The following is a 12,900-nucleotide window of genomic DNA, read 5'->3' as shown; positions in this document are numbered from 1 at the left end:
ACTGGGGAACGAACTCGGCCTCTCGCTGTGCGATGATCCTGAGGATCGGTCGCGAAACCCGACCCGACGCGGCCGACGGGGACGGGAGCGCCACGTGACTGACCAGGAACGGGCCGACGAGCGGCCCCTGTTCGGACGGGACCGTGCCCGCGAGACGATGCTCCTGGTCGCGCACCGCGCCAAGGAGCGCGGCGGGGCGGTGCTCGTCACCGGCGAGGCCGGCATGGGCAAGACAGCGCTGCTCGCCGACGTGGCCCAGCGGCTCGACGGCTGGACGGTGCTGCGGGTGCACGCCGACTCGTTCGAGTCCGACCTCGCCTACGCGACCGTGGAGACCCTCGTCCGCGGCCTGAACGCCCAGCGGACCGGCACGAAGCGGGGAACGGATGCCGCCATCCGCCCGCCGTCGCCCGGCGACGACCCGCTGACGGTCGGCCGGTTGTTGCTCGACGCCATCGACGCGATCGACGGACCGGTGTGCCTCATCGTCGACGATGCGCAGTGGGTGGACGAGCCGTCCGCGCGCGCCCTGCGTTTCCTGGTACGACGGCTCGCGGAGCAGTCCTTCCTGTTCACGGCGGCCGCGCGGCCGCAGTCGAACAGCGTCAGCGGCCTGTTCGACGACCTGGCCTCCACCACCACGAACCACGCCCGCGTCGAGCTCACACCGCTGGCCGTCGGCGACACGCAGGAGCTCGCCCGCCACATCCTCGGGCACCCCGTCTCACGCCGCACCGCGACGCGCCTGACCGAGGCGACGCAGGGGTCGCCGCTGCTGCTCAGTGTGCTCCTCGGCCAGCTGCGCGACACCTTCGCCCAGGCGCTGCACCCAGCCGGATGGGACCTCCCGGCTACCGCGATCACGCCGCTCGCCACCGCGATCGCCGCCTCCCTGGAGGGCGCCGAGCCGTCCGTGCGCGCGGCGGCGGAGCTCATCGCGGTGCTCCGCGACCCCCTTCCGCTGCCGGTCGTCGGCACCATCGCGCAGCGCCTCGGGATCGACGTGGATGTGCCCGGTGCGGTCGCCCGCGGGCTCGTCCTCGCCGAGACGCGCGACGGGGTGGTCCGCGTCGAGCCGGCGCACGCCATCCTCGCCGACGCCCTTGCGGGCGAGTTGTCGCTGGAGAGGCGCGTCGCCATCCACCGCGTCGCCTCCGAGGTGCTCTCCGGTCACCGGGCGCTGCGGCACCGGGTGGAGGCCGCCGACCGCGCCGACCCGACCCTGGTCGCCGAGCTGCTCTCCGCCGCGCTCACGGTGTCCGACCTCGGGCAGGCGGAGCAGGCCCTCAGCTACGCCCGGTCGGCCGTCGACCTCGCGGACGGCAGCGACGCGGAGCGCGCGCTGCTCGAACTCGGGCTCATCGCCATGCGGTTCCGGATGCACGAGCGCATCCTGGACCTCCGGCCCGCCTTCGAGGCGACGCCGGCGTCGCCCACGCGGGACGCGGTCCTGCTCGAACTGCGGACTCTCTCGCGTGACCTCCCGGGCGCGCTGGCGTTGGCGCTTGAGTTCGAGCGGCGGCCCGCTGTCACCCCGGACGAGCGGGCCCTCCGCTCCCACGTGGCCGAGGCGCTCCCGAAGGTGCTCATGGCGATGGGCGATTTCGCCGGCGTGATCGACCACCTCGACGCCGCACGGGAGCACATCGCCGCCTCCCCCGCGCCGAACGAGGTCGCCGATCCGGCCCTCCGCTGGCTGGCCGCGCCCCAGGACGACCTGACGCGTCTGCTCGGCTGGGCGATCAACTCGGCCGCGCACTCCCGTCGTCCCGACCTTTTCGGACCGCTCACCGTCGAACTCGACGAGCTGCTCGTCGGGCACGAGTCGCCCGCAGCGGTGGATGCGCTGGTCAGCCGCTCACGCGTCTTCATCCTCAGCGGCGACATCGGCCGCGCGCGTGCCGACCTGGCGCGCGCTGCGGACCTGGTGCGACGCTTCCCCTCCAGCTGGACCGCCGGATTCGCACGCACGATGTACGCGCACATCCTCTTCCTCACCGGCGAATGGGAGGACTCCGTCACCCTCGCGGACACGGCCGTCGCGCTCGCGCTCGACGAGACCGACCTGTCCTGCTGGCCGATCGCCCTGTGGACCTCCGCGCTGGTGCGCGCCGGCCGCGGCGAGGCGGAGGCGGTCGAGGAGCGGCTCCGCGCTGCCGCGCAGGCCGACCCGCGCATCACCGGATCGTACGACGGCGACCTGCCGCATCTCGCGCGTGCGGAGCTCGGGCGCGCCCTGGGCCGGCCCGAGGAGCAGCTGGCGGCCGCCGAGCAGGCAGAGGCTGCCGCCTCCCGCGGCTCCACGCTCGGCTGGCTGACGTACCGGATCGACGCCCTCGCGGCCCTGGGGCGGCCGGCGGAGGCGCGCGAGGCGTACGAGCGGGCGGCGTCGTCGCCGATGTGGCGGCCGTACTACGGCTCGCTGCGGTGGCTGGAGGGGCGGGTGCTCGAAGCCGAGGGGCACACCGCCGAGGCGCTCGAGGCCTACGAAGACGCGGTCGCCGAGCCCGGCGCGGAGCGCTTCCCCTTCCCCCGCGCGGTGGCTGCCCTGGACGCCGGACGGCTCGCCGCCGCGCAGCCGGGCGCCACGGCCGACGGCAGAGAGCGGGCGAGGGCGCAGCTGGATGCGGCGGCCGAGACGTTCCGCCGGCTCGGTGCAGCGGGATACCTCGCCCGCTGTGTGCGTCTGCTCGATGAGACGGCGGTCGCGACCTCGGCCGTCGACCCGCTCGCGACGCTCACGACGCGGGAGCGGCAGGTAGCGCACGCGCTCGCCGCGGGGATGACGAACAAGGAGATCGCGGAGCGCCTCTACGTGTCCGTGACGACCGTCAACTTCCACGTCCGCAACATCCTCTCGAAGCTCGGGCTGCGCTCGCGCCGGGACCTCCGCACGCTGTCGCGGAGGAGACCCGTCAAGTCTTGACGGTTTCGCGCTCTGGGCAGCGTTCGCGGGCCGAGCGCTGGTTAGGGTGAGAACACCTGGGATGCCCGGCCCGGGACGTGGATACGCTTCAGATTCCGACGAATCGTCTCAACCCGACGCGTGTCGTGGCCGGGCATCCTCGGGCATCGACACCCTCGGGCATCGACATCCTCGGGCATCCGCCGTCAGTCGCCGAGGATGCGTGCCCCATGCACCGGCCCGGTGGCGCGGACCGCCCTCACCCGGGAAGCGCTGAGCGCGATCTGCAGGTCGATGGCCGAATCGAGATCGGCCGCCAGGAAGGCGACGGTCGGGCCGGATCCGGACACGATTCCGGCCAAAGCCCCGTTCATCTCGCCCAGCTCGATCACGTCGGCGATCTCGGGCACCAGGTGGATGGCCGGAGCCTGCAGGTCGTTCGTCAGAGCCTCCGCGAGCATGGCCGGCTCACCGGCGCGGAGGGCCTGCAGCACGGCGGAGTCGACGGTCGGCGAAACCTGCGCCGGGGCGATGTCGGCCGCATGGCGCTCGCGGTGCCGGTCGAGCTCGCTGTAGACGCGCGGTGTGCTCAGCTCGCCGTCGGGGAGCGCCAGCACCCAGTGGAACTGGCCCGTCGCCAGGGCCGGGCTCAGCCGGTCGCCGCGACCGGTGCCGATGGCAGTACCGCCGACCAGGGCGAAGGGCACGTCGGCACCCAGCGTGGAGGCGAGGGTCAGGAGCTCTTCCCGCCCGAGCTCCGTGCCCCAGAGCGTGTCGCAGGCGACCAGCGTGGCGGCGGCGTCCGCCGAGCCTCCGCCCATCCCGCCGGCGATGGGAACGTGCTTGTCGATCTCCAGCCGGACACCGCTGGAGTAACCGGTCCTCTTGGCCAGCAGGCGCGCGGCCTTGATCGCCAAATTGGATTCGTCCCGCGGCAGGCCGCTCGTGTCGACGCTGCCGCCGAAGCTCACCGAGAAGTCATCGGCGTGATAGGCGCGGACGTCCTCGTAGAGGGAGACGGCCTGATAGGCGGTCGCGACGTCGTGGTAGCCGTCCTCCATGACGGCGCCGACACGCATGAACACGTTGATCTTGCCCGGGGCGCGAACATGCACGCCGTCGACGTCCCACGCGTCCACCATGTCTCCAACCTACACACACCGGAACGCCCATGCTGGGCACGGCCTGAGCGCCTGTTCGCGCCGCCGCTACTCCGCGCCCGCGGCCGCCAGGCGTGCGAAGTCGGCCAGGGCGAGCTGCTCGCCGCGGAGGGACGGAGAGATGCCCGCCGCCAGCAGAGCCGCCTCCGCGGACACGGGGTCGCCGTAGACCGGGGCGAGGGCCTGGCGGAGCGTCTTGCGGCGCTGCTGGAAGGCGCCATCGACGAGGGCGAACGTGCGGAGACGGAGCTGCTCGTCGCCCGGCGGGTCGTCTCGGCGCTCGAAGGCGACGAGGACCGAGTCGACGTTCGGCACCGGCCAGAAGATCTGGCGGCTGACGGAGCCGGCGGTGCGCCAGGTGCCGTACCAGGCGGCCTTCACGCTCGGGGCGCCGTAGACCTTGGATCCGGGCTGCGCGGCGATCCGGTGCCCGACCTCGGCCTGAACCATCACCACACCGGAGCGGAGGCTCGGGAAGTGCTCCAGGAAGTGCAGGAGCACCGGGACCGAGACGTTGTAGGGAAGGTTCGCGACCAGGCGCACGGGATCGACCGGAAGCTCGGTGATGGCGAGGGCGTCCCGATGCACCACGGTCAGGTGCGGGGCGGCGTCCGGCGCCAGCTGGGCCACCGTCGTGGGCAGCTGCGCGGCCAGCCGCCCGTCGATCTCGACGGCCACCACGTCCGCTCCGGCCTCGAGCAGCCCGAGGGTGAGGGATCCGAGCCCGGGGCCGATCTCCACGACGCTGTCTCCCGCCTTCACCTCGGCGACGCGGACGATCCGACGGACGGTGTTGGCGTCGATCACGAAGTTCTGGCCGAGCTTCTTCGTCGGGGTGACGTCGAGCAGCTCCGCCAGGTCGCGGATCTCCGCCGGGCCGAGCAGCCGGAGCTCGGTCACGCGATGATCCCGATGGGAGTGGTCGGCGGCGGTCCGACGGGTTCGCTGTCCCACCGGCCGTACACGAGCTCCGTGTTGGAGTTGATCTGCGCGGCGAGGGTCGAGGCGTCCGTTCCCATCACCTCGGCCATGGCCCGGAGGGTGTGCGGGATGAGGTACGGCGCATTCGGGCGGCCGCGGAACGGCATCGGCGTGAGGAAGGGGGCGTCCGTCTCCACCATCACCAGGTGGCGCGGGGCCGCCTCGAGGGCGGCACGGAGGTTGGGGGCGTTCTTGAAGGTGACGTTGCCCGCGAACGACATGTACCAGCCGTTGTCGGCGCAGATGCGGGCCAGCTCGACATCGCCCGAGAAGCAGTGGAACACCGTCCGCTCGGGGGCTCCGACCCGCTTCAGCGTGGCGACGACGGCCGCGTGCGCGTCGCGGTCGTGGATCTGCAGCGCGATGTCGTTCTGCTTCGCGATCTCGATGTGGGCCTCGAACGACCGGAACTGCGCGTCACGCCGGGGCCCCTCCTCCGTGCGGAAGAAGTCCAGGCCGGTCTCGCCGACGGCGCGGACCCGGGGTCGGCCCGCGAGCTCGGCGATCACGGCGAGGGCGTCATCCAGCTCTCCGCGTTCGTCGTAGTCCGGCGCGTCGTTCGGGTGCAGCGCGACGGCGGCCAGCATCCGCGGCTCGACGGCCGCCGTCTCGGCCGACCACCGGGACGTCTCGACGTCGTTGCCCACCTGGACGACCCCGCGCACGCCGACGCTGGACGCGCGGTCCAGCTGCTCGCGGTAGTCGAGCGGCTGCTCGCCGTCGGCGATCTCGAGGTGCGTGTGGTTGTCGTAGACGGGAACGGTCAGCGCCTCGGGCAGCGGAGGGTAGCTGAGGTCGCGGCCGTCCGTGACGTGCCGCTGCCGGACGAACGACGGGTCCGTCATACCGCGGCGACCGCCTCCGCGTCGATCCGCGGGAACAGCGCCTCGAGACCGTTGACCTCCGTGCCTGCCGGCAGCTGACCCCAGTCGCCCGCTGTCCGGAGCGGCTGCGCGTCGAGCGCGCCCAGCTCGCCGGCGACACCGAGCGACTCCCACAGCTTGCCGGTCGCGACCGGGATCACCGGCGACAGCAGCACGGCGAGGGACCGCAGCCCCTCGGCCGCCGTGTACAGCACGGTGCCGAGACGCTCGCGCTTGGCCTCATCTTTCGCCAGAGTCCACGGCTCCTGTTCGGTGATGTAGCCGTTGAGCTCGTCGACGATCCGCCAGATGGCCGTCAGGGCGTCGTGGATCGCCAGCCGCGAGATCGCCGCATCGGCGTCGGCCGCCGCGGTGCGGACGACCTCCTGCACGTGCAGGTCGACCTCCTGGTACTCGCCCGCCGGCGGCACGATGCCCTCGAAGTACCGCGTCACCATCGCGATCACGCGCGACGCCAGGTTGCCGAAGCCGTTGGCGAGCTCGGCCTGATACCTGGCCGCCAGATCCTCCCAGCTGAACGAGCCGTCCTGCCCGAAGTTGATGGCGCGCATGAAGTAATAGCGGAACGCGTCGGAGCCGAACGTGTCGGTGATCTGCGTCGGCGCGATGCCCGTCAGCTTGGACTTGGACATCTTCTCGCCGCCCACGAGCAGCCAGCCGTGACCGAACACGCGCTTCGGCACCTCGAGGCCGGCTGCCATCAGCATGGCGGGCCAGATGACCGCGTGGAACCGCAGGATGTCTTTGCCGACCAGGTGATTGGCGGGCCAGCGACGGGCGAACTCCTCGTCGTCCTGCCCGTAGCCGACGGCGGTGATGTAGTTGAGCAGCGCGTCGAACCACACGTAGACGACGTGCGACTCGTCCCACGGCACCTTGATGCCCCAGTCGAAGCTCGATCGCGAGATGGACAGGTCGCTCAGCCCCTGACGCACGAAGCTGACCACCTCGTTGCGGGCCGACTCGGGCTGCACGAAGTCCGGGCGCTCCTCGTAGAGCGACAGCAGTCGCTCGGCGAACTGGCTCATCCGGAAGAAGTAGTTCTTCTCCTGCAGCAGCTCGAGCGGCTTGGAGTGGATGGCGCAGACCTTCTGGCCCTCGTACTCCCCCGTGCCGTCGACGATCTCGCTCTGCGGCTTGAACTCCTCGCAGCCCACGCAGTACAGCGCCTCGTACTCGCCGGCGTAGATGTAGCCGTCGTCGTAGAGCTTCTGCAGGAACTTCTGGACGTTGACCTCATGCCGCTCGTCGGTGGTGCGGATGAAGTCGTCGTTGGCGATGTCGACGGTGTCGAGCAGCGGCAGCCACTCCTCGGTGACCAGCTTGTCGGCCCACTGCTTCGGCGTGGTGCCGTTGGCGGTCGCCGTGCGCAGGATCTTCTGCCCGTGCTCGTCGGTGCCGGTGAGCAGCCAGGTGTCGTCACCGGCCTGGCGGTGCCAGCGGGCGAGGACGTCGGCCGCGACCTCCGTGTAGGCATGCCCGATGTGCGGGACATCATTCACGTAGAAGATCGGCGTGGTGATGTAGAAGGAAGAGCCGTCGGACATGGTGACTATCCTACGGGCGCTGGAGCACGCGATCCGGTGTGTTACTCCGCCTGTGGAGAACGGGTTGCGCTGTGGACGGACTCGTCAGCCGCGCCGTTCGAGGGCGGCCTGGTAGAGGTCGCGCTTCCCGAGGCCCGTCGCCTCGGCGACCTCGGCCGCCGCATCCTTCAGCCGCGTGCCCGAGGCGACCAGCGCGAGCACCTGCTGCACCGCCGCTTCGGGGTCGGCCGCCCGCTCCGGAGCGCCGGCGACGACCACGACGATCTCCCCGCGCACGCCCTCGGCGGCCCAGGCGGCGAGCTCAGCGGCCGTCCCGCGACGCACCTCTTCGTAGAGCTTCGTCAGCTCGCGGCAGACAACGACGCGCCGGTCGGCGCCGAGCGCCGTCGCGATGTCGCCGAGGGAGGCGGCGAGCCGGTTCGGCGACTCGAAGAACACCATGGTCCGCTGCTCGGCGGCGACCGCCCGCAGGGTGGACAGCCGCTCCCCCTGCTTGCGCGGGAGGAAGCCCTCGAAGGTGAAGCGGTCGGTGGGGAGGCCGGAGACGGCGAGCGCGGTCAGCACGGCCGAGGGCCCGGGCAGCGCCGTCACGCCCACCCCCGCCGCCGCGGCCGCCTCGACCAGGTGGAATCCGGGGTCGGACACCGTGGGCATCCCGGCATCGGAGAGCAGCACCACATCCTGATCGCGCGCCAGCTCCACGAGCTCCGCCGCCCGATCCCGCTCGTTGTGGTCGTGCAGGGCGATCAGCCGGGGGCGGTTCTCGACGCCGAGGCCGGCCAGCAGCCGCTGGGCGACCCGGGTGTCCTCCGCCGCGACCACCGTCGCCGCGGACAGCACCTCCACCAGCCGCCGCGACGCGTCGCCGAGGTTGCCGATCGGAGTCGCGGCGAGGATGATCATGGCTTCTAGTGTGGCAGTCGAAAGTTGTCTGTCCGTCGAAAAGGCGACACCGAGCCTCCGCCCCTAGCATGGCTGGGTGACCTCTGCTCCTCCGACCGACCTCCCGGCCGCGCACGTCGCCGCGGTACCCGTCGGCACGCGCCTCGACGACTGGTGGGCGCGCGCCCTCGGAACGCCGGCCCGCCTGCGGCTGTGGATGTGGGGCGCGCCCGTCGCGGTTACCCTGCTCGCCGCCGTGCTGCGGCTGTGGAACCTGGGCCAGCCGCACGCGCTCGTCTTCGACGAGACCTTCTACGTGAAGGACTCCTGGAGCATATGGAATCTCGGCTACGAGGGCAGCTGGCCCGACAAGGCCGACGCGCGATTCGCCGCTGGCCAGACGCAGATCTTCGACGCGGATCCGTCGTTCGTCGCGCATCCACCGCTCGGAAAGTGGCTGATCGGGCTCGGGATGGCGGCCACCGGCCCGGCGAACTCGTTCGGCTGGCGGGTGTCCACCGCGATCGCCGGGACGATCGCCGTGCTGCTCGTCTTCCTCATCGCGCGCACCCTGTTCCGCTCGACGATGCTCGCCACGATCGCCGGCTTCCTGTTCGCGATCGACGGTCACGCTATCGTGATGAGCCGCGTCGCGCTCCTCGACAACTTCGTGATGTTCTTCGCGCTGCTGGCGTTCTGCTGCATCCTGCTCGACCGGCGCTGGGCGGCCGATCGGCTGGCTGCCAAGGTCGCGGCCGCCCGGTCGGCGGGTCGCGATCCGGCGTGGGGGCCCGTGCTGTGGTGGCGTCCCTGGCTGATCGCCGCGGGCATCCTCTGCGGGCTGTGCGCCGGGGTCAAGTGGACCGGCTTCTACTTCCTCGCCTTCTTCGCCGTGTACACCGTTGTGGTGGATGCGGTGGCCCGCCGCCGAGAGCGGCTGCCGTTCTACGCGAGCGGCGCCCTGCTCAAGCAGGCGCCGGCGACCTTCGTCCTCATGGTCCCGCTCGCGTTCGTCGCCTACGTCGCGACGTGGACGGGCTGGATCCTGTCGAGCAACGGCTACTACCGCCACTGGGCGGAGGCCGCGCACGCGCAGTGGACGGGCGCCTTCAGCTGGGTGCCGCTCTGGGTGCAGAACCTCTGGTACTACCAGACGCAGATGTACAACTACAGCATCAATCTGCACACCCCGCACCCCTACCAGTCGAACCCGTTGACGTGGATGCTGATGCTGCGACCGACGAGCATGTACTACGTCGGAACGACGAAGGGACAGGACGGCTGCCAGTGGGACTCCTGCTCGGCGGCGATCACATCGCTCGGCAACCCGCTCATCTGGTGGGCGGGGACGGCCGCCATCCTCTTCCTGGTGTACTGGTTGATCCGCTACCGCGACTGGAGGATCGGCCTCATCCTCACCGGGCTGGCGGCGGGCTACCTGCCGTGGTGGCTCTACATGGGCCGGACGATCTTCACCTTCTACTCGATCGCCTTCGAGCCGTACCTCATCCTCGCCCTCACGGCGGCCATCGCGATCGTGCTCGGGAAACGCACCGATCCGGAGCCGCGACGGCGCCGCGGCATCCTCTGGACCGGCGTCTTCCTGGCCGCCTGCACCCTGGTGAGCGCGTTCTTCTGGCCGATCTGGACGGGCCAGCAGGTGCCGTTCTGGTTCTGGCAGATCCACATGTGGCTGCCCAGCTGGGTGTAGCGCATGGGTCGGCTGGACGCTCCATACGGTGCCCTATCCGGTGTCGGAGGCCGGTGGTAGACCGAGTGGTATGACCGATGCGGAACAGCCCCTCGACCTCGTCCCCCTTCCCGGAAGTGAACGGCCGGAACGTCCCGGCTACCGCGCGCACGGCGGCCTTGCGCCCGACTCCCGGGTGGATGCGACGCTCGTCCTGCGCCGCCGCGCCGAACTCCCGCAGAGCGCCTTCGCCGAGCCGCTGAGCCGCGACGAGCTCGCGGAACGCTACGGCGCGTCCCCGGAAGACGTCGAGTTGGTCCGCAGCACGCTCGAAGGGCTCGGGCTGACCGTCGACGAAGTGGATGCGGGCGCGCGTCGTGTCCGCGTCTCCGGCCCCGTGCAGACCGTCGCCCGGGTGTTCGGCACCGACCTGGCCGAGTCGAGCGCCGACGACGCGGGCGAGGGTGCGACCGTCTACCGGCAGCGGACAGGCGGGCTCAGCATCCCGGCCGCGCTCGCCGGCGTGGTGACCGCCGTCCTCGGTCTCGACGACCGGCCCCAGGCACGGGCCCAGTACCGCTACGTCCCCGCGGCCGCGGTCAACACGAGCTACACACCGCCGCAGCTCGGCACGGTCTACGCGTTCCCCGACGGCACCGACGGGAGCGGGCAGACCATCGCGATCATCGAACTCGGCGGCGGCTACGTGCAGGAGGACCTCGACACCTACTTCGCCGGCCTCGGCATCCCGACGCCCAGCGTGCGCGCGGTCGGCGTCGACGGCGGCTCGAACGCACCGGACGGCAACCCGAATGGCGCCGACGGCGAGGTCATGCTCGACATCGAGGTGGCCGGCGCGCTGGCCCCGAAGGCCGAGATCGTCGTCTACTTCGCGCCCAACACCGACGCCGGCTTCCTGGATGCCGTGACCACCGCCGCGCACGCCGACCCGACCCCCGCGGCGATCAGCATCAGCTGGGGTCAGTCGGAGGACGGTTGGACGGCGCAGGCGCGCACCGCGTTCGATGAAGCGCTGCAGGACGCCGCCGCCCTCGGTGTGACGACCACCGCGGCCGCGGGCGACGACGGGAGCAGCGACCGGGTCGGCGACGGCCGGCCGCACGTCGACTTCCCGGCCTCCTCGCCGCACGCGCTCGCCTGCGGAGGCACGCGGCTCGAGGCGGACACCTCGACCGGCACGGTGCGCTCGGAGATCGTGTGGAACAACGGCACGGGCGGCGGTGCGACCGGCGGCGGCGTCAGCGCCGTGTTCCCGCTGCCGTCGTGGCAGGCGGGAGTCGGGGTGCCGTCGGGTGCGGACGGGACCGACGCGGGAGGCTCGGCCAACGGCCCGGGCGGGCGCGGGGTGCCCGACGTCTCGGCGGTCGCGGACCCGCAGACCGGATACCGCATCCGCGTCGACGGTCAGGACACCGTGATCGGCGGCACCAGCGCAGTCGCCCCGCTGTGGGCGGCGCTCGTGGCGCGGCTCGCGCAGTCCACGGGGAAGCCGCTCGGACTCCTCCAGCCGCGGCTGTACGACTCGGTTCCCGCCGGGAAGGTGGCGGACGGGTTCCGCGACATCACGACCGGCGACAACGGCGCCTACCGCGCGACGGCCGGGTGGGACGCCTGCACGGGTCTGGGCGTGCCGGACGGGACGCGACTGCTGTCGTCGCTCTGACCGGCACGGACGCGCGGCAGCGTGGGTCGCAACACGCCGTTATGCGGCGCGCATAACGGCGTGTTGCGACCCACGCTGCGGACGTGCGCGACGCGTGCGCGGCTCGGGCAAGCGCGCCGGGCCGACAGAATGGATCGGTGAGCACTCCGTCGGTCACCGCCCGTCCGCTGCCCTGGCTTCCGGGCCTCGTGGTGTGCGCCGTGGCGGCGGCCGTCGCGTGGGGAATCCACTGGCTGGTGCCCGCCGTGCCGCTGCTGACCGCGGCCGTGGTGCTCGGGATCGTGGTGGGCCAGCTCCCCGTCGCCCGGCCGGCCGTGACCGGACGACTCGCACCGGGACTGTCCGTCAGTGCCAAACGCCTGATCCGCATCGGCGTCGTACTGCTCGGCCTGAAACTCAGCTTGGGCGACATCGCCGGGCTCGGCTGGGTCGCCATCCTGACCACCGTCGGCGTCGTGCTGCTCAGCTTCGCGGGCACCTTCTGGATCGGTCGGCTGATGCGCCTCCCCGGTCACCAGCCGCTCCTGATCGCCACCGGCTTCTCGATCTGCGGGGCGTCCGCGATCGGCGCGATGAGCGGCGTCGTCAAGCCCAAGGACGAGGAGGCCGCGACTCCGGTCGCCCTGGTGACGCTGTGCGGCACGCTCGCGATCTTCGTCCTCCCGCTGTTCTGGCATCCGCTCGGATTGGATGCGCAGCAGTTCGGCCACTGGGTCGGCGCCGGCGTCCACGACGTCGGGCAGGTCGTCGCGACCGCGCAGCTCGCGGGCGCCGCCGCTCTCGCCGTCGCGGTCGTCGTCAAGCTCACCCGCGTGCTGATGCTCGCCCCGATCGTGGCGGTCGCCGCGGTCGTGGAGCGTCGCCGCCACGTCGCCGGCGACCCGGGCGTGAAGCGCCCGCCCATCGTCCCGCTCTTCGTCGCCGGGTTCCTGCTGGCCGTCCTGGTGCGGACGTTCGTGCCGCTCCCGTCCGCCGTGACGGACGGCGCCGACACCCTGCAGACCGTGCTGCTCGCGATGGCGCTGTTCGGCCTCGGCACGGCCGTCCGCCTCCGCACCCTGGTCGGCACCGGCTGGCGCGCCCTCGTCACCGGACTCGTCTCGTGGCTGCTGATCGCCGTGCTCGCGCTGGCCGCCGTCTGGGTGTCGACGGCCGCCTGAGCCGCGC

General features: G+C 71.9%; 9 protein-coding genes. 4 read left to right on the top strand and 5 right to left on the bottom strand.

The window, feature by feature from the left end; genetic code table 11:
• Positions 1 to 94 precede the first annotated feature (94 nt).
• Positions 95 to 2,926, top strand: coding sequence for a LuxR family transcriptional regulator (locus AXZ95_RS16805; RefSeq protein ID WP_018191630.1), 2,832 nt, complete (start codon positions 95 to 97; stop codon positions 2,924 to 2,926).
• A gap of 185 nt (positions 2,927 to 3,111) precedes the next feature.
• Here the strand turns inward: AXZ95_RS16805 and AXZ95_RS16800 are convergent, their stop codons facing one another.
• The 5 genes from AXZ95_RS16800 to rsmI form a co-directional block, all read right to left on the bottom strand.
• Positions 3,112 to 4,047, bottom strand: a complete 936-nt coding sequence (locus AXZ95_RS16800; RefSeq protein ID WP_018191631.1) for a 4-(cytidine 5'-diphospho)-2-C-methyl-D-erythritol kinase — start codon at positions 4,045 to 4,047, stop codon at positions 3,112 to 3,114.
• Positions 4,048 to 4,113: 66 nt separating this feature from the next.
• Positions 4,114 to 4,965 carry a 16S rRNA (adenine(1518)-N(6)/adenine(1519)-N(6))-dimethyltransferase RsmA gene (gene rsmA / locus AXZ95_RS16795; RefSeq protein ID WP_018191632.1) on the bottom strand — a complete coding sequence of 284 codons (852 nt, stop codon included), beginning with the start codon at positions 4,963 to 4,965 and terminating at the stop codon, positions 4,114 to 4,116.
• Positions 4,962 to 5,891 carry a TatD family hydrolase gene (locus AXZ95_RS16790; protein WP_018191633.1) on the bottom strand — a complete coding sequence of 310 codons (930 nt, stop codon included), beginning with the start codon at positions 5,889 to 5,891 and terminating at the stop codon, positions 4,962 to 4,964. The genes rsmA and AXZ95_RS16790 overlap by 4 nt, the downstream gene beginning before the upstream one ends.
• Positions 5,888 to 7,477, bottom strand: a complete 1,590-nt coding sequence (metG, locus tag AXZ95_RS16785; protein WP_018191634.1) for a methionine--tRNA ligase — start codon at positions 7,475 to 7,477, stop codon at positions 5,888 to 5,890. Before metG ends, AXZ95_RS16790 begins: the two co-directional genes overlap by 4 nt.
• Before the next feature lie 84 nt (positions 7,478 to 7,561).
• On the bottom strand, positions 7,562 to 8,380 hold the full coding sequence (gene rsmI / locus AXZ95_RS16780) for a 16S rRNA (cytidine(1402)-2'-O)-methyltransferase (RefSeq protein WP_018191635.1): 819 nt from the start codon (positions 8,378 to 8,380) through the stop codon (positions 7,562 to 7,564).
• Positions 8,381 to 8,456: 76 nt separating this feature from the next.
• On the opposite strand from rsmI, the gene AXZ95_RS16775 reads away from it, so the two are divergent.
• The 3 genes from AXZ95_RS16775 (at position 8,457) to AXZ95_RS16765 (ending at position 12,893) form a co-directional block, all read left to right on the top strand.
• Complete coding sequence (locus AXZ95_RS16775) at positions 8,457 to 10,070, top strand: phospholipid carrier-dependent glycosyltransferase (protein ID WP_018191636.1); 1,614 nt, start codon at positions 8,457 to 8,459, stop codon at positions 10,068 to 10,070.
• Between the two features lie 70 nt (positions 10,071 to 10,140).
• Positions 10,141 to 11,733 carry a S53 family peptidase gene (locus tag AXZ95_RS16770; protein WP_018191637.1) on the top strand — a complete coding sequence of 531 codons (1,593 nt, stop codon included), beginning with the start codon at positions 10,141 to 10,143 and terminating at the stop codon, positions 11,731 to 11,733.
• 137 nt (positions 11,734 to 11,870) lie between these two features.
• Positions 11,871 to 12,893, top strand: coding sequence for a putative sulfate exporter family transporter (locus AXZ95_RS16765; protein WP_018191638.1), 1,023 nt, complete (start codon positions 11,871 to 11,873; stop codon positions 12,891 to 12,893).
• The last annotated feature ends 7 nt before the right edge of the window (positions 12,894 to 12,900 follow it).

This window comes from Leifsonia sp. 115AMFTsu3.1 (assembly GCF_004362795.1).
Classification (GTDB): Bacteria; Actinomycetota; Actinomycetes; order Actinomycetales; family Microbacteriaceae; genus Leifsonia.
Note: the sequence above shows the minus strand (reverse complement) of the source record. Positions and strands in the feature narration are given on the sequence as shown.

What these genes read in the sequence shown, in the direction of transcription:
- AXZ95_RS16790 (WP_018191633.1), bottom strand. Translation starts at nt 5,891, where the DNA reads ATGACGGACCCGTCGTTCGTCCGGCAGCGGCACGTCACGGACGGCCGC.
- AXZ95_RS16770 (WP_018191637.1), top strand. Translation starts at nt 10,141, where the DNA reads ATGACCGATGCGGAACAGCCCCTCGACCTCGTCCCCCTTCCCGGAAGT.
- AXZ95_RS16800 (WP_018191631.1), bottom strand. Translation starts at nt 4,047, where the DNA reads ATGGTGGACGCGTGGGACGTCGACGGCGTGCATGTTCGCGCCCCGGGC.
- rsmI (WP_018191635.1), bottom strand. Translation starts at nt 8,380, where the DNA reads ATGATCATCCTCGCCGCGACTCCGATCGGCAACCTCGGCGACGCGTCG.
- metG (WP_018191634.1), bottom strand. Translation starts at nt 7,477, where the DNA reads ATGTCCGACGGCTCTTCCTTCTACATCACCACGCCGATCTTCTACGTG.